General features: G+C 45.1%; 15 protein-coding genes. 5 read left to right on the forward strand and 10 right to left on the reverse strand.

All coding sequences use genetic code 11. The features are described 5' to 3' along the window. Positions 1 to 230 precede the first annotated feature (230 nt). A complete protein-coding gene (locus tag ACFOEK_RS12765) occupies positions 231 to 2,144 on the forward strand; it encodes an Ig-like domain-containing protein (RefSeq protein ID WP_386721500.1) in 1,914 nt (637 codons plus the stop codon). Between the two features lie 116 nt (positions 2,145 to 2,260). Here the strand turns inward: ACFOEK_RS12765 and ACFOEK_RS12770 are convergent, their stop codons facing one another. From ACFOEK_RS12770 to ACFOEK_RS12790, 5 genes are all read right to left on the reverse strand, one after another. After that, on the reverse strand, positions 2,261 to 2,563 hold the full coding sequence (locus tag ACFOEK_RS12770; protein WP_386721502.1) for a TfoX/Sxy family protein: 303 nt from the start codon (positions 2,561 to 2,563) through the stop codon (positions 2,261 to 2,263). 17 nt (positions 2,564 to 2,580) lie between these two features. Continuing rightward, a complete protein-coding gene (locus tag ACFOEK_RS12775; protein WP_386721504.1) occupies positions 2,581 to 2,895 on the reverse strand; it encodes a cupin domain-containing protein in 315 nt (104 codons plus the stop codon). Between the two features lie 50 nt (positions 2,896 to 2,945). Further along, positions 2,946 to 3,497, reverse strand: coding sequence for a GNAT family N-acetyltransferase (locus tag ACFOEK_RS12780; RefSeq protein WP_386721506.1), 552 nt, complete (start codon positions 3,495 to 3,497; stop codon positions 2,946 to 2,948). Positions 3,498 to 3,618: 121 nt separating this feature from the next. Beyond that, on the reverse strand, positions 3,619 to 5,949 hold the full coding sequence (locus ACFOEK_RS12785; RefSeq protein WP_386721508.1) for a M48 family metallopeptidase: 2,331 nt from the start codon (positions 5,947 to 5,949) through the stop codon (positions 3,619 to 3,621). A 236-nt stretch (positions 5,950 to 6,185) separates the two neighbouring features. Then, on the reverse strand, positions 6,186 to 7,682 hold the full coding sequence (locus ACFOEK_RS12790) for an aldehyde dehydrogenase (protein WP_386721510.1): 1,497 nt from the start codon (positions 7,680 to 7,682) through the stop codon (positions 6,186 to 6,188). 261 nt (positions 7,683 to 7,943) lie between these two features. Between ACFOEK_RS12790 and ACFOEK_RS12795 the strand changes: the two genes are divergently transcribed. From ACFOEK_RS12795 to ACFOEK_RS12810, 4 genes are all read left to right on the forward strand, one after another. Next, the gene (locus ACFOEK_RS12795; protein ID WP_386721512.1) at positions 7,944 to 9,248 is read left to right on the forward strand and encodes an aspartate aminotransferase family protein; all 1,305 of its coding nucleotides are present in this window, start codon (positions 7,944 to 7,946) and stop codon (positions 9,246 to 9,248) included. 68 nt (positions 9,249 to 9,316) lie between these two features. Further along, the gene (locus ACFOEK_RS12800) at positions 9,317 to 10,804 is read left to right on the forward strand and encodes a CoA-acylating methylmalonate-semialdehyde dehydrogenase (RefSeq protein WP_386721514.1); all 1,488 of its coding nucleotides are present in this window, start codon (positions 9,317 to 9,319) and stop codon (positions 10,802 to 10,804) included. Positions 10,805 to 10,950: 146 nt separating this feature from the next. Further along, a complete protein-coding gene (locus tag ACFOEK_RS12805) occupies positions 10,951 to 11,307 on the forward strand; it encodes a cupin domain-containing protein (protein WP_386721516.1) in 357 nt (118 codons plus the stop codon). A gap of 130 nt (positions 11,308 to 11,437) precedes the next feature. Beyond that, positions 11,438 to 12,736 (forward strand): NAD(P)/FAD-dependent oxidoreductase, encoded by a 1,299-nt coding sequence (locus tag ACFOEK_RS12810; protein WP_449280223.1) that lies wholly within the window; start codon positions 11,438 to 11,440, stop codon positions 12,734 to 12,736. A 152-nt stretch (positions 12,737 to 12,888) separates the two neighbouring features. Here ACFOEK_RS12810 and ACFOEK_RS12815 read toward each other — a convergent pair whose 3' ends face one another. The 5 genes from ACFOEK_RS12815 to ACFOEK_RS12835 all read right to left on the reverse strand — a co-directional run bounded on the left by ACFOEK_RS12815 (position 12,889) and on the right by ACFOEK_RS12835 (position 15,461). Then, a complete protein-coding gene (locus ACFOEK_RS12815) occupies positions 12,889 to 13,176 on the reverse strand; it encodes a hypothetical protein (RefSeq protein ID WP_386721520.1) in 288 nt (95 codons plus the stop codon). Between the two features lie 230 nt (positions 13,177 to 13,406). Next, entirely contained in the window at positions 13,407 to 13,679 is a 273-nt protein-coding gene (locus tag ACFOEK_RS12820) for a hypothetical protein (protein WP_386721522.1), read from the reverse strand. A 78-nt stretch (positions 13,680 to 13,757) separates the two neighbouring features. Beyond that, a complete protein-coding gene (locus ACFOEK_RS12825) occupies positions 13,758 to 14,180 on the reverse strand; it encodes a hypothetical protein (protein WP_386721523.1) in 423 nt (140 codons plus the stop codon). A 36-nt stretch (positions 14,181 to 14,216) separates the two neighbouring features. Further along, positions 14,217 to 14,981: a DUF2971 domain-containing protein gene (locus ACFOEK_RS12830; protein ID WP_386721525.1), complete on the reverse strand. Its 765-nt coding sequence runs from the start codon at positions 14,979 to 14,981 to the stop codon at positions 14,217 to 14,219. 87 nt (positions 14,982 to 15,068) lie between these two features. Then, positions 15,069 to 15,461 (reverse strand): SMI1/KNR4 family protein, encoded by a 393-nt coding sequence (locus ACFOEK_RS12835; protein ID WP_386721527.1) that lies wholly within the window; start codon positions 15,459 to 15,461, stop codon positions 15,069 to 15,071. Between the last annotated feature and the right edge of the window lie 910 nt (positions 15,462 to 16,371).

The following is a 16,371-nucleotide window of genomic DNA, read 5'->3' on the forward strand; positions in this document are numbered from 1 at the left end:
TTTCCAAGGATTTTCTGCTGTAACAAAACCTTCACCAAACTGCTTAAAACTATTTATTGATTACTTTATCTATTAAATGCACCAATAGTGGTCATTAATGAAGACAAAACTGACTAATTTGAAAGCTTTTCCAACCCATTCATGAAAGTATTTTCATATTTTCATTGTAAATGAGACTCATTAAAGAAAGAATCGCACCTCTAACTCTATGATTTTAAGGATGAAACATAATGAGACGGGTTCAACCAAAACTCTATCTACCCTTAGCACTGGTCAGTGCTCAATTCTTAACCGCTTGTGGAGGCGGCGGTGGTGGATCTTCAGATTCCCCAAATTCAACCCCGACCACACCGGACGCATTTCTATCGTCTGTTACCCCTGCAGGCAACGCTACGGGTATAGAACTCGGAGCCACAGTCGAAGCAACGTTTTCTAAGAACTTACTGGCGAGCTCTATTGATCAACAAAGCTTAACCTTGCAGTTTGATGGACAAGCCCTTAATGCAGACATCACTGTCGATGGCACAGGAAAAACACTTCAAGCTGAACCACAAGCTGAGATGGGATTACTTTGTGAATACACAGCGACGCTGAGTGGTGACATCAGTGATCAGGAAGGAAATGAACTAGGTGATGATTTTACTTGGCGTTTCACTAGCCGTGATGGCCAATGGCAGACAATCTCCACCCTTTCTGATCAAACCGATGTTTTTGGCACTTACCTTAATGAACTAAAACTGTTCAATAACGGTAACGCAATTTCCATTTGGTCAAGTGAGGTAGGTCCTCTCGAGAGTGCGGCCTATTTCAAACAATACGTAAACAACCAGTGGCAACCAACCCAGCAAATTAACTCACCGGGAAGTAAACTGAATGGCGGGGAGTTTGCGACAAATGATCGAGGTGATGCATTTATAGTATGGCGAGAACAGGATGGAACCAATTACACCCTTCATGGCCGTCACTATAACTCAACCACCGAGCAATGGAGCGCCATAGAGCAGATTCCGGGCAGCAGCACCAATGTAGATTCACGCTTCGAAGTTACCTTATCGGAAGACGGCATTGGCTATCTTGCTTGGTCTGAAGAAAACACGGCCAACGATTACGATTTATACGTTGCTAAATATCAACCGGGCACCGGTTGGCAAGCCGAGTTTTCTCTCGAAGATAATAACAATGATGACTATGCACCACGCATAGCGATTAACAATGATGACGATATCATCCTCATGTGGAGAAACATTGATGCGGATGATCCAAGCAATGGTGATATCCACGTTCGTCACTTTTTAAGCGATGGTAACGGGGCTGGAACTTGGCAAACAATCATTGAATTCGATGTGGATGCATCAGATAACGTCACTCATTCGCTGACTATGAATGATGAAGGCCATGCGCTAGTGACCTGGAAAGAAGTGGCAGACCCACAATCGAACAACAGTCTCTATGCCCGCTATTTTGATCCAAATAAAAATGTAGATCCTGATGTTGAAGGAAGTTGGGGCCCAATCAATCTTATTGAACAAAACCCGGGATTGACCGGCCAAGTCTTTGCATCACTTGATGAGTCAGGCAACACTCTGGTTACATGGCAGCAAGAAAGTGATCCGCTAGATAACGACAAACCCACGCATCTTTACGCAAACTATTACGACGTTGATGATTCTGCTTGGTTAAACAACCCGGTTCAATTAGGCACCGTCTCCGATACAAGAACCCCTGCAACTGAAAGCAGCTATTTAGCGATGAGTAGTAATGGCAACGCCATCGTTACTTGGTCGTATGAAGATGACGGTGAAATGAACTTATACAGCCGATACTTCACAGCTCAAAACAGGCAGTGGTCGAACGCTCAAACGGTTGAAACCACAGATTTCAAATTCACCAGTAATAAAGCGATTATGGATGATCAAGGCCATGCCCTGGCTGTATGGATTCAACGCACGAACGGTATTGATAACATTTTTGTGAGCCGCTTCAATTCCTACACTCAGGAATGGACTGATTCGACCAAGTTGAGTAACAACCCAGTGTATGTGCGTCATAGCATTATGAGTACAAACACTAAAGGCGAAGCACTTTTACTTTGGGAACAAGGTGAAGGGACAAACTCAACCGTACTATCTAGACACTTTAACTAAGCATTTAAAACAAGCGCATTTAAACCAAATGTACTTAAACCAAGCACTTAGACCATGAGTGCCTCTCAATACCAAAGGGGCCGTAATCAATCTTGATTACGGCCCCTTTTCTAAGATCACACATCCAATTTAATACCGTCGGCCATCAGAAGTATTTCAAGTTCTCGATACCCTTCCAGCTCAATAAGAAGTCTGCCCTTTTCCTCTCTGGCTATTTTTGTCCATGATACATTTTCTAAGGCGCCAACCATGGCATAGAGAAAGTTAAGGCTTGGCTGAACAGAGCACTCGTGCCGTAACTTCATAAACGTAGCCACCGCGCCCAATTCCCTTAATTCAGCTTCAGTAAAAATACCAATTTCATTAAGCCATTGTTCGGACTTTGGCCCTAACCCTTTTAGCTTACTGAGCTCTCCCATACAAATGCCTGCACAACTTATGAATCGGTCTCAAACCAGAACTCGATCTCATCGGTTTCCTGATCAAAATCCGCCGCATGTTCAACGCCAGCAGGAACATGATACCAATCCCCTACGCCATAGCGTTCTTGTTTACCATTCATGGTTAGAATTAACTCGCCACGAACAATGATTCCATGATTATCAGTATCATGAGAATGAGGAGGAATACGGGTTCCCGCAGGATACGACGCAAATAGTACATCCGCCCCCATAGCGGCTAAACGATGAGCATCAAATCGCCCATCATAGAGAGGGAGTGTCCGAATCTTATCTGGATATTTTCCTGCCATGGTTAGGTCGATCCTTATTTCGTTTATGGGAAAGGTCAGATTATATTAGCTCACCAGAGCTCAGGTACATTGAACGCTGCGACACAACGTGCAGTCCCGCAACGAGCATTCCCAGCCAAAGCTGCTAAATCACTGCCATCTAATGACTGACATAACCAACCATGTGGCTGAGACAGCTTGAAAGGCGCTTTGGCAATGTCTTCTGAAATTTGTTGAAAACCGACTTTCGAATAGTAGTTAGGATCACCATAGGTAAACACCAGACGAACCTCATTCTTTTTCAACTGTTCAAGCCCGAAATTAATCAACGCCTGCCCTACACCTTGCCCTTGAAACTTCGTATCTACAGCAACAGGTGATAAAAGAAAGGCTTCCACAGGGTCATCAAATTCTAAGCGTGAAAAGAAAATACAGCCGATAACTTTATCAGCTTTGTAGGCAACGAAACCGAACAGATCTTGAGTCGCGGTATCGGACATAAGACAAGCAACCAAGTCTCGAATAGCGGTGCCCTCGGATTCACCTTCAGAGTCAGAAAATGTCTTTTCGTAAAGGTTTTGAATTTCTACAGAGTGTTGAACGCTGTATGGAGCTAATTCCATCTTTAAACTTTTTCCCTAATCAGAAGCAAACGTGAAAATAAACACTATTCGATGAATAAAAATAAATAGCCCTGCGTCAAAGGCAGGGCTATATAAAATGTAGCAAATTAATAGGGCTCTATCAGAACAGGCTAATCAATCCAGCAAAGATAGTCCCACCGACAATCCCCACGGATACCAGTAAACGAGCTGTCGTCGGGAAGACACCTTGAGCCAGCTGGAAGCGGTTCCAAAGGTCTAGCTTTCTTTGCAAAACATGCTCGTTACCAGGCAACAGTACGGGATAGTTCTCAGGGCAACGACCCGGTTCAGGCGCGTCTTCCCAATCATTTAACTGACTTCGTTCATCACGAAGTTTCGCTTCAATAAGAATCAGATCTTCCTGAAGAATGGCGCTGATCGCAGACATCAAGCCTGACATGCCCGACATAATTTGAGATGCGGTTTGGCACCACTCCGGCCAATTTTTCTTATCGGCCGCTGGTAGTTTAAATAATGGAATCTGCTCACTCCAGTCCGTGATGCCCAGTTTTTCAAGTACATCAGCGGGCAATTGCATATCCAGAATAACCTTTGAAACCGTCTCCATTTCTGCTTGAGCGGCATTACATACTCGAATAATGCGTTTCTTTTCGAAATGACCAATTTGACCGTCAGCCGTGATTACTTGCCAAGTATTTACCAACAGTGAATGTTCGTTCTCAACAATGGCATGCAGATGTTCACTGCAATGCAGCAATTTGATTAAAGCCGTTAGGTATTCATTCCAACCTTTTCCTGCATGTTGAGCTAAGCAAAGATGCACTGCTCGGCAGTTAGCATCCTGTTGCATAAGCGAATCAGAAACCAAACGCTGATCAGCTGAAATTTCCTCAATGGCATCAGGAATTTCTTCTTTACTGATTTCTTCACCACGATGTCGAATCACCCCGCCAGACGGTTTTAAATCGCCAGAAGCCAAGGCTTCCAGCGTATACTTCTCAACCTCAAGGTTCCTAAGTTTTTCAAGGTCATCAGCAATACTGGCAGGATATAAAGCAGCGATGGCTTTTTCCATGTCCGTATCGATATTGGCTTTGGCCAACATCTCATCGAAGCTGGAGAAATCTCGAACAGGGCTTCGATTCAAATAAACACCACGGTATTCGGGCGAATAAGACGGTCTATCGAATCGCTGAACCACAGCCTCCAAAGGCTGCCCTACTTCTAATTCATCAATTTTATCCGTGTTATAAAAGCTGATGCTGATTAAACGTCGTAACTCACGCTCATCCGCAAAGACTTCCCAGGCTTTACGCTCATCAATATCAGCGGCAATGTATTGCGCTTTAGCGTTCTCTTCGCGATCACTGTTCGCCGGATGAGTCGACCACATTTGTGGTGGTCGCGCAGTTTCTTCAGCAAATACACGATGATGTGCATCTTCAACGTCATCAGGTCGTGGGGGTACTGTGCCATAGAACTCGTCGTCTAAAACGCGTTGCATCTGGCCGATCGTTGCTTCCTGGGCTTTAAAGATATCGTCCAATATCTTCCCACTTTCTGCTTCTTGTCCCGCCACATCCAAAGCCGTTTGCCATGCATGGTCGGCCGCTTGCAGCTTATACAGAGCATTCACTAAAGCGTCGCTGCCAGTCACTGACACCGCCACCAAATCAGCGTTAAATTCCATTTCACGGCTAAGCGCACGTTCAGCAATAATTACCAAGCTAAACAAGGTATCCATCATTGAGCGAATCGACCAAATCACAAGCGAAAGAATCCAACCTAACCAAGCAATACGAAGATCAATGCGGGAAATAAACCGAACCACGGAATCCAGCCAATCACGAGTCGCCACCATGTGCGCGATGATCTGCTGCGCCACATAAACCCAACGACCAACCACCATGGAACCTTGCGCAAAGTGCCCAAACTCATGGGCTAACACCGCTTTGAGTTCCCCTAGATTCAGAACATTAACGAGCCCAAGACCAATCACCAGATTCTTTTTAGATGGGAAAATAAGATTCAATAACGATAAATCATAGAAAACAGCGGCATTCACTTCTGGCGTAATAAACACCCGGTGCGGACGCGGAGCGCCGATTTCATCGGACAGATTATGAAGAAAATTAAACAGTTTTGGCTCTTGCTCAGCCGTTACTTCAATGCCACCAGGATTCCCCGCCTTTCGAACAGCAAACAAGGATTTAACCATAAACAGAGTCAGTAAAAACGAGCAACTCGTGGCTACGATGTTAAACAGATTACCTCTGTCGCCGTGTAAAAAACGATCTACTCCTTCATAGGTGATATAGGCAAAGCATGTCATCAAAGCCAGATAGAAAATCATGAAAAAGATAAGACCAGACATCGCCAGAATGGCTTGACGCTTATAACTGCTGTTCGCTTGAGTGAGCGATTCAGGAACGTTTTTGGGACTAATAGGATAATGATCCGAAGTTTGCATAGCTTACCTTCCTTGGGTTTATGCAGGCTGTATTGATTAATCGAATAATAGCGAGCTTTTATGCAACAACTGCCGAACAATAGCAACAGTATCTTTAAGGGTATTTTGACTTTGGTCAGATTAAGACCGTAAATTTAGGAATGGAGTGACATTTCTAACCTGACGCCTTGTAAAAGTTAGAAACAAAAAAGGGCGTAACCCGTACGCCCCTTTGAATGACATGACTTTAAAAATTCTTAAAGCTTAATCCAGGTCGCTTTGATTTCAGAGTACTTATCAAACGCATGAAGGGATTTATCGCGACCATTGCCGGATTGTTTGTAACCGCCGAACGGTGCGGTCATGTCGCCACCATCGTATTGATTCACCCAAATGGAACCCGCCCTGAGCCCTTTAGCAAACCGATGTGCTCGGCTGAGGTTCGATGTCCAAACGGCAGCGGCTAACCCATACACTGAGTCATTCGCAATTTTAAGAGCTTGTTCTTCGTCTTTAAAACGAATCACAGAAAGAACCGGGCCGAAGATTTCCTCTTCTGCAATGGCCATGTTGGATTCCACATTTTCGAATACAGTCGGCTCAACGTACATACCACCAGAAACAGGCGCGACTTTATTGCCACCAACGGTGAGTTTAGCGCCCTGGCTCTGCCCTTTTTCGATGTAACTTAGAACTCGCTCTAGTTGAGTTTCATCAACGATGGCTCCGACATTGGTTTCAGGGTCTAACGGATTCCCCGGCTTCCAGTTTTTAACGGCTGCTCTGACCTTTTCCATAAACTCATCCGCAATGGAATCTTCTACTAATAAACGAGAACCTGCGGTACAGACTTCACCCTGGTTGAAACAGATGGCACCAGCAGCGGCTTCTGCTGCGGCATCGAGATCAGGCGCGTCCGCAAACACCACATTAGGCGATTTACCTCCTGCTTCCGTCCAGACGCGTTTCATATTGGATTGACCCGCAAACACCATCAGCTGTTTCGCGACACCGGTCGAGCCGGTAAATACCAAGGTATCAACATCCATATGAAGAGCTAACGCTTTACCGACGGTGTGACCAAAGCCCGGAAGTACGTTGAATACGCCATCCGGAATTCCTGCTTCTTTAGCAAGTTGAGCCAATTTAATCGCTGTCAGCGGAGACTTTTCGGACGGTTTGAGGATAACCGAGTTCCCCATCGCTAAAGCCGGTGCGTATTTCCAGGTCGCCATGATCATCGGAAAGTTCCAAGGAACGATCGCAGCAACGACACCCACGGCTTCTCGTGTCACCATGCCCAATTCATCGTGTGGCGTCGGCGCAATTTCATCGTAAATTTTATCAGTTGCTTCAGCCGTCCAACGCAAGGCTCTCAGGGTAGCGTTGACATCGACATTAAATGAATCGTTGATTGGCTTACCCATATCCAGAGTTTCTAATAGCGCCAACTCTTCAGCATTTGCCTCAATCAAATTCGCGAACGCCTGAAGTATTTGTTTACGTTCAGCAGGTGCTAATTCAGACCAAACACCCGACTCAAAAGCAGCTCTTGCGGCAGACACGGCTTCGTTGGCATCCGCTTCATCACAACTGGCAACTTTACACAGCAGGCTATTATCGATAGGGCTAATGTTGTCGAACGTCGCTTTATTCTGGGCATCCACTAACTGCCCATTAAGAAAGGCACGTCCCTCAAGGGAGATTTGTTCTTTTAAGGCAGTCCAGTATTCAAGACTTTGAACATTAGTCATATCGCTTACCTACTGTTGATGATTCAAATTTGAAGATAGACCTTACTGCAAAACTCGCAACATTTTCAATATATCGAACACAAAGATTTTTATAGCGCTCAACTTCTCTATTCGCAAACCCCTTTAGAACTGGGGTCGCCAGCGCGTTTTTACAATAATTTGTATCTTTTTGATATTTTCTTCATTGAAAGGCTTGATGTTTTATTTTTTTAACATAAACTCCAAGCAACATGTTCAAAATAACAAACAGAGGTTTCAATCATGTCATCCACTTCTCTTGATGCTTTTTGGATGCCCTTCACTGCCAACAGACAGTTTAAATCTGAGCCACGTTTATTGGTTTCAGCCGAAGGGATGTATTACAAGTCGGATGATGGCCGCTCCATTCTGGATGGCACCGCAGGGCTTTGGTGTACGAACGCAGGCCATGGACGAACGCAAATCTCGGAAGCAGTTTCAAAGCAGATTCATGAATTGGATTTTGCACCTACCTTCCAAATGGGCCACCCACTTCCTTTTGAATTAGCCCAACGTCTAGTTAAGCACAGCCCGGAGGGTATGAATCACGTATTCTTCACCAATTCGGGTTCTGAATCCGTTGATACTGCACTAAAGATTGCCCTTGCCTACCACAAAGCCAAAGGCAACGGCAGCAAGACTCGCTTAATCGGTCGTGAAAAAGGCTATCACGGCACCAACTTCGGTGGCATTTCGGTCGGTGGCCTAGGCAACAACCGCCGTTTCTTTGGCAGCCTGCTTACCGGCGTTGATCATTTACAACACGCCTGGACACCAGAAAATACCTTCAGCAAAGGATTACCTGATCACGGTGTTGAACTGGCTGAAGAACTGAATTCGATGATCCAACTGCATGGCGCTGAAAACATTGCCGCCGTTATCGTGGAACCTGTGGTTGGTTCGGGTGGTGTGTATATGCCGCCGCAAGGTTATCTCCAACGTCTTCGTGAAATCACTGCGCAAAACGACATTCTCTTAATCTTTGATGAAGTGATCACAGGGTATGGCCGTGTCGGTACTGCATTCGCAGCCAATCGTATGGGCGTTACCCCAGACATCATTACCACTGCGAAAGGCCTAACCAATGGTGCCATTCCAATGGGCGCCGTATTTGTTCAGGATTTCATTCACGATGCCTTTATGACAGGCCCAGAAGAAGTGATTGAGCTATTCCACGGCTACACTTATTCAGGACACCCAGTGGCCGCCGCTGCAGCCCTTGCAACTTTGGACATTTACGAGCAAGAGAACCTGTTCGACAAAGCCATTGAGCTGGAAAATCATTGGCAGAAAGCGCTTCATTCACTGCGTGAATACGATGTTGTTAAGGACATTCGCAACTATGGTCTAGTCGGTGCGGTTGAATTCCATCAAGGAGACAAGCTGGGCGAACGCGGCTACAACGCCTTTAACCATTGTTTCTGGAAAGAGAACACCTTGGTTCGATGCACAGGCGACGTGATTGCCATGTCACCACCCTTGATCATCAGCGAAAACCAAATTGATGAGCTGATTGCATCGCTCGGCAATGCCATTAAGACGCTTTAGTTAAATAGATATTAAAGCGCAACGACACAGATTAACGACGTTAAATACATTAGAAGTACGGAATTCACATGAGACAAATCAATCACTTTATTAATGGTCAGATCACCCCACCCAGTGAACGCCAAGCGCCGGTATTCAATCCAGCATTAGGAGAGCAAACAGCGGAAGTATCACTGGCACCTGCAAGCACAGTAGAAGAAGCTATTAGCGTTGCAAAGACCGCGTTTGATAGTTGGTCTCGGGTCACGCCACTCAACCGCTCACGTATTCTGTTCAAATTCAAAATGCTCTTGGATGAGCGTATTGATGAACTGGCACGAGTGATCAGTGCGGAACACGGTAAAGTGTTTGAAGATGCCAAAGGCGAAATCATTCGTGGTGTTGAAGTGGTTGAGTTTGCCTGTGGCATTCCTCATTTATTAAAAGGTGAAATCACCGAGCAAGTAGGCAGCGACGTAGACGCCTACTCGGTCAATCAGCCATTAGGTGTGGTCGCTGGTATCTCACCATTTAACTTCCCGGCGATGGTGCCAATGTGGATGTGGCCGGTTGCCATTGCGTGCGGTAACACCTTCGTAATGAAACCGTCTGAGAAAGACCCTTCAGCCTCCCTTCTGATCGCAGAGTGGTTAAAAGAATGCGGCTTACCTGACGGTGTGTTTAACGTCATTAATGGTGATAAAGAAGCGGTTGATGTACTTCTGACGCACCCAGACATTCAAGCGGTGAGCTTTGTAGGTTCAACGCCGATTGCAGAATACATCTACAGCACCGCCAGCAAACACTGCAAACGCGTACAAGCATTAGGCGGCGCGAAGAACCACATGATCGTGATGCCGGATGCGGATGTAGACTCAGCGGTGAATGCCTTGATGGGTGCGGCTTACGGTTCTGCTGGTGAGCGTTGCATGGCGATTTCTGTGGCGGTCGCGGTAGGTGACATCGCTGATGAGCTGGTTGAAAAATTAGCCGCCAAAACTCGCGAACTAAAAATCGGTAATGGTGAGAATCTTGGCCTGGATATGGGCCCGCTTGTGACCAAGGAACACCTAGCCAAAGTGAAAGGCTATGTGGACACCGGCGTTTCTGAAGGCGCAACGCTGGTTGTTGATGGCCGAGACCTAACGATTGACGGATGCGAGAACGGCTACTTCATGGGCGGCTGCTTATTCGACAACGTTACTACCGGCATGACCATATACCAGGAAGAAATCTTCGGCCCCGTGCTTTGTGTAGTACGAGTACCGGATTACGCCACCGCCGCGAAAATGATCAACGATCACGAATACGGCAACGGCACCAGCATCTTTACCCGCAGCGGTGCTGTGGCTCGTAAATTCACACACGATATTCAAGTGGGCATGGTTGGCGTGAATGTGCCAATTCCTGTCCCTATGGCGTTCCATGCGTTCGGTGGTTGGAAACGTTCATTGTTTGGCAGTAACCATGTTCATGGCCCTGAAGGTGTGCGTTTCTACACCAAACGTAAAGCCGTCACGGTGCGTTGGCCGGAAGGCGACATTGGCGCCGAATTCGTCATGCCAACGATGAAATAAGCCTACATGTAGATGATAAAGATCATAGAGATCGTATAAGTCATGTAGAAAAAGAGCATCCCTTGTTCGCCCTCCCCTGATTTTCAACAAGATCACGAGGGCCCTTTTTTGAATTAGGAACAACACCTGTTCAGGAACAATTAACGATGAGCATTCAAAGCATTAAAGATGTCAGTACCGATAATATCGCTGCCGACAATTATCTACCGGATAATGAGAAGATTCTTTCAGGCCGTCCGGAACAGAACGTTTGGAATGTGTTTTCCTCCAAAGATGAAAAATTCCATACCGGCATTTGGGATGCTCAAGCAGGTCACTGGAAAGTGAATTACAGTGAAGAAGAATATTGCTTCATTTTAGAAGGTGAATCCATCATTCATGATGGGGATGGAAATACCAAACGCGTCCAACAAGGCGATCACTTCGTGATTCCGGCAGGCTTTCAAGGCACATGGGAAGTACCTGAGTATTGCAAAAAAGTCTACGTCATTTACGAAGCCTAAGCTGATGTAAAACACCAGGCACTAAGCATTAGTAAAGGCATTAAGCATAATCAGGCATTAACGAATATAGATATACAGATCCAGGTCATAGAGATCACATAGGTCAGGAGCCGTCATGAACCAACCTTCGATGAACCGAACGCCTCACACCAATTCGTATTACGCAGCTACCGCGAATCAAAAAACGGATCGACCTAGACTCACCGAAGCTCTGGATACGCAAATCTGTATTCTTGGTGCAGGCTATACAGGCATCTCAAGTGCACTTCATTTGGCTGAAGCCGGCTTTAAAGTGGTGGTATTAGAAGCCGCAAGAATTGGCTTTGGTGCCAGTGGCCGAAACGGCGGCCAGCTGGTTAACAGCTACAGCCGAGACATCGACACCATCGAAAACAACTACGGCCCGGATTTAGGCAAAGCCCTAGGTGACATGGCCTTCGAAGGTGGCAACATCATTCGAGAACGCATCCAGAAATACAACATCAACTGCGATTACAAACCCGGTGGCATCTTTGCTGCGTTCAATGAAAAACAATTAAACGATCTCAAAGAACAAAAAGCCCTTTGGGAACGTTACGGTAATGACCAACTGGAACTGCTCGACGCGGATCAAATCCGTAGCCAAATTGCCTCCGATCGTTACATCGGTGGTTTATTGGATCACTCCGGCGGGCACATCCACCCACTAAATCTAGCCTTAGGCGAAGCCGCTGCATTTGAATCGCTCGGCGGACAAATCTTTGAAGACTCCAAAGTCATTCGTATTGATCGTAATGAAAACAGCCCAGGTAAACGCCCTCAAGTCTTTACCGAACAAGGCTCCGTCACCTGTGACTATCTATTATTGGCTGGCAATGCCTACATGGGCGGATTAGTCCCAGAACTATCGGCCAAATCCATGCCGTGCGGAACTCAGATTGTCACCACCGAGGTATTGGATGAAAGCACCGCTCGTTCACTGATTCCCAACGGACACTGTGTAGAAGACTGTAACTACAAACTCGATTACTACCGCATCACTGGCGACAACCGCCTACTTTACGGTGGTGGCGTCACCTACGGCGGCGGCGATCCGGCATCCATCGAACACTTCATACGTGGCCATTTAGAAAAGACTTTCCCGCAACTGAAAGGCGTCAAATTCGATTACGCCTGGGGCGGCGACTTCCTCTTAACCATGAGCCGCCTACCACAACTGGGCCGCCTAACCGATACCATCTATTACGCTCAGGGCTACAGCGGCCATGGCGTCACAACCACGCACTTAGTGGGCAAACTGGTGGCAGAAACCATTAAAGGCCACGCAGAACGCTTTGATGCCTTTGCCTCATTGAAACACTACCCATTCCCAGGCGGACGCATGTTTAGAGTGCCTTATACCGCCATTGGTGCGTTGTATTATGGGTTGAGGGATAAGTTGGGGATTTAGAGGTTGATGGAAAAAAGCTCTCAACTTGAGAGCTTTTTAATCTAGACGGTGCCTGAAACTTAAATACCGCGTGAACAAGCTAAGTAACGATATTCTTGAATTTCTAAGTGATCCATAAGTAGCACTCTTTAGATATGAAATTTAACTTCTATTTACTCTGGTTTCACTGATTCGTTGCTTAGAACTTCTTCGATGGACAGCTTACTGACTTGAAAGAGATATGTACCATCAGAGTTCATACATAGTCCCGACTCAAGCCACCGCCCGTTATGTTCTTTGCATTCTTGTTGAGTAGTAAAAGAGCAATAGTTATATTCAAGTTCGATAGGGATACCACCCTCATTTTTACAATCCTTTGCAAAGCTTGAATCACTAACAAAGAAATACGTTGCTACTATAGAAATAGTTATAGCACCAAGAACAACTTCTAATTTACTCACTTTGACCCTACCTCTGAGCTAGTAAAAAAATCTTCGATAAGAAATTCAATTTCTATTTCAATAGATCATCGTTCTTTACTTTCTCTGTTGTGAGAAGGAATTCTAAATCCATTAGTGTTTGACTTTTTATGGGTAACTCGGAAAGTTAACGCCTTTAGCTGCGGCGAGCGATAGCGAGTCCAGCCCCGGGGCTTTTTTCGGGGCGAGGCAGGCTAAACTGGTTAAATGCATCATTGTAGATGCTCCAAATACTCTATTTGAACCTCACCAGATACATATGGGCCGTCGCCATCTAAATCCTGAACTGGTTCATCGAACTCTACCCAGATACTAGTAACAATTGAGTTAACGCCCTTAACGGTTCTCTGGGTAGAATCAAAAGCATCGGTGCCTTCTACTGCACCGGCTACGTACTCAGGTGGTAATGATACTTTTCCTGTTCCGCCATCTGGCCACCAGATGTGTGGAAGTACTTTTACTTTATCGCCGTCTTTGAATTTCATAATGACATTTAACGCCTGCAGCTGCGGCCGAGCGCAGCGAGGTCCAGCGACCGTAGGGAGCGATGCTGGCTGGCCTTGTTAGGCATTTTGTTTCCGCTCACTAGCCATACCCCAAAGACGTAAAACTATACCAATATAGGCGATAGTCATTATGCCGTGAACTACCGGTTTTTCCCAGAACGTGCCCAACACCAATGAAACAATTGGTATTGCTGCAAACACTAGAGCAATTGCCCTTAGACCATTTGGTGAGATGAGTTTTGGTTTGCTTTTCGGGTCTACGAATATTAAGCGGAGAGATAAAAAGAATACCCACAAACTACCTGCGAGAAAGAGACTACTGAGAGACACCGTGATTGCAGTAGGCGGAACATTTGGAGCAAGCAATAAAGACAATGAGCCAATTACACATATGAGGGTAATCGGTGCCAGAAATATACCTAATGGAATCGTTACCCATCGAGGTAAAGGTTTTGGTTCAAACTCTTGATATTCTTCCATGCTTAAATTGCCTAACGCTTCAAGAAGGGGCGCCGGTTACGGCGTCCCTCTTGCTTGACTTGTTATGTTTTGGGTTACGTCGATACTGACAGGTTTAGGCAGTTTGTAGAGCAACGACCGCTTAATTTCACCCTTAAAGCCAGTGTCTTTGATTATTCGCTTCTTGATGCTCAAGAATTCTTTGTGATCCACTCTAGGATCTATCATTACCTGAGATATGAGGTCATGAGGATTGATATCATATTTAAACAGCTTATCCTCTGGTAGATCCTTACCCCAATCGAAGTAAAGGAGCCGAATCTCGTTCTCATGTTTAAATGCATTTCTCTTTATTAAAAGAGATCTAAATAGATTCCCGAAGGTGATAGCGCCATTGGGCCCGAACGCTTCTTTCGCGGCCTTTATTATTGCTCGTTCACTTTCATATTTTACCTTGCCAATACAGTATTCGCTCATTAGCGTATCTACTGTGGCGACCCCTAGGCTATCAAGCAGGTTATCAATTGTTGTCCTTATCCTTAAGCCGTATTTGTCATGAGAATAGATGCGCCACATAGCGTCTGATGACCGCTCTGTGGTCCAGCATTGTCCATACATACGCTTATGCACATCTAGCTTAATCGTACTTCCATCAGGGTAGTTTAAAGTCGATTTCAGCGCGTAATTCTCAAAATTATCATCCCAGAGATCAGGCTTAACCAAGGTATTTTTTGATGTACTGAAAAGCTCCAGAAATCTCTCATAAGAGATTATTCTGTATATATACCTTTTCAATTCTTTATCTTTTAAGTCTAAATACAATTCCACTCCTCGGAAACATAACGCCCGGCGCAGCGGGCAAATTGAAGCGAGGAACGAGCGGTAATTTGATCCGCCTGCCGCCGCTTGTTATAGCTTTGCGATTTCACTGAATGATGCCGCCAATACTTGTAATTCACCAGTTTCGTGAAGCCACAAATACAGAGTGCTTTGATACTCCCCCGATTCTTTTATAAACACCATTTGGTCACCAAGCCCATTACCAGCTATAGATAAAGCATTCTCAAGGAAGTTACCAAAACCCTTGCATGACTCAGTTTCTTTGATTATGTGATTACATGTGCGTGAAATACGCTTTCTATCAGAGGTATCTTTGATTGGATAGAGCTCCCAATCATGTTCTTCCGTTTGAACCTCGCCGCCATTATCCAATTTCATGGCTTCGCGATATTCATTAGGCAAAGTGCAACCCAACTCGTTTTCAGTTAGCACCAATTGCTCTTCTGAGAGGCTAAACGGCACTGAACTCTCCTTAGCTATAACGCTTTAGCTAATAGGCGTGCTTCTAGCACGTCCAATGGAGGCCGTCTTTTTGGCCGTAATGATTTTCAGCGTATTGTTATACTAAAATATTAGTGATGATTGTTATAGCCGTACATCAGGCCGATGATAATTCCTACTAAGAAACTTCCTGCTAAGATACGAATGATTTTAATCATTGTAAAAGCTTCAATACCACTAATCAAAAGAACTTTAAAAACTGAACAGAATAGAATTGTCAACTGAAATAGAAATCCTATTTTCAGAGTAGTCTCCCAGAAGGCTTTATTCTTTACGAGGTTAAACTTCATTCTAAAGTCCATTTACACCTAAGTATAACGCTGCGCACTTAGGAAAAGTTTAGTTGGCAGCTGTTTTGCCCGAAGGCAAAAGAGGTGACAACTAAACTTTTTCCTATGATGCGCCTGGTTAGGCCGATTTTAGTACCGACGTTCATTGATTATTTTCCCCTCGTAAATGTATGCATAATAACCAGCGCCCGGCTTAGCTTTCTGTGTGGAACTTACCAATTTTTTTCCACTTACAAATTCTGTCTTAACAATATAGTTTTCGCCATATTCCAAAGGAATTTTCATTGCTGTCTTTTCAAAGTCACCCTCATAGGATAGGTGCCGATCACCCACTATAACCGTTGACCTTACAATTTGCTCTTCTGTAAAACTCCAGAAAATTACAGTGTAATATTTTGGATTTAAATATAAATACGACCACGAAAACAGCGCGCCTAAAAATAATCCGGCGAAACCGTTTAATAGAATTCTCAGCTTTAGTTTATGTCCACTCATATCTTGCTTTAATTTGAGCCTAACAGTTTAGTGTTTATACGCACGCGGAGCACAGCGTATAAACCTCTGTTGGACTGCGCCGCTTC

The sequence above is a fragment of the Litoribrevibacter euphylliae genome (assembly GCF_042646085.1).
Classification (GTDB): domain Bacteria; phylum Pseudomonadota; class Gammaproteobacteria; order Pseudomonadales; family Litoribrevibacteraceae; genus Litoribrevibacter; species Litoribrevibacter euphylliae.

Bases quoted from the DNA above. Each gene is read 5' to 3' on its own strand.
- ACFOEK_RS12765 (WP_386721500.1), top strand. From the start codon at position 231: ATGAGACGGGTTCAACCAAAACTCTATCTACCCTTAGCACTGGTCAGT.
- ACFOEK_RS12825 (WP_386721523.1), bottom strand. From the start codon at position 14,180: ATGGAAGAATATCAAGAGTTTGAACCAAAACCTTTACCTCGATGGGTA.
- ACFOEK_RS12810 (WP_449280223.1), top strand. From the start codon at position 11,438: ATGAACCGAACGCCTCACACCAATTCGTATTACGCAGCTACCGCGAAT.
- ACFOEK_RS12770 (WP_386721502.1), bottom strand. From the start codon at position 2,563: ATGGGAGAGCTCAGTAAGCTAAAAGGGTTAGGGCCAAAGTCCGAACAA.
- ACFOEK_RS12800 (WP_386721514.1), top strand. From the start codon at position 9,317: ATGAGACAAATCAATCACTTTATTAATGGTCAGATCACCCCACCCAGT.
- ACFOEK_RS12780 (WP_386721506.1), bottom strand. From the start codon at position 3,497: ATGGAATTAGCTCCATACAGCGTTCAACACTCTGTAGAAATTCAAAAC.
- ACFOEK_RS12805 (WP_386721516.1), top strand. From the start codon at position 10,951: ATGAGCATTCAAAGCATTAAAGATGTCAGTACCGATAATATCGCTGCC.
- ACFOEK_RS12775 (WP_386721504.1), bottom strand. From the start codon at position 2,895: ATGGCAGGAAAATATCCAGATAAGATTCGGACACTCCCTCTCTATGAT.
- ACFOEK_RS12795 (WP_386721512.1), top strand. From the start codon at position 7,944: ATGTCATCCACTTCTCTTGATGCTTTTTGGATGCCCTTCACTGCCAAC.
- ACFOEK_RS12785 (WP_386721508.1), bottom strand. From the start codon at position 5,949: ATGCAAACTTCGGATCATTATCCTATTAGTCCCAAAAACGTTCCTGAA.
- ACFOEK_RS12820 (WP_386721522.1), bottom strand. From the start codon at position 13,679: ATGAAATTCAAAGACGGCGATAAAGTAAAAGTACTTCCACACATCTGG.
- ACFOEK_RS12790 (WP_386721510.1), bottom strand. From the start codon at position 7,682: ATGACTAATGTTCAAAGTCTTGAATACTGGACTGCCTTAAAAGAACAA.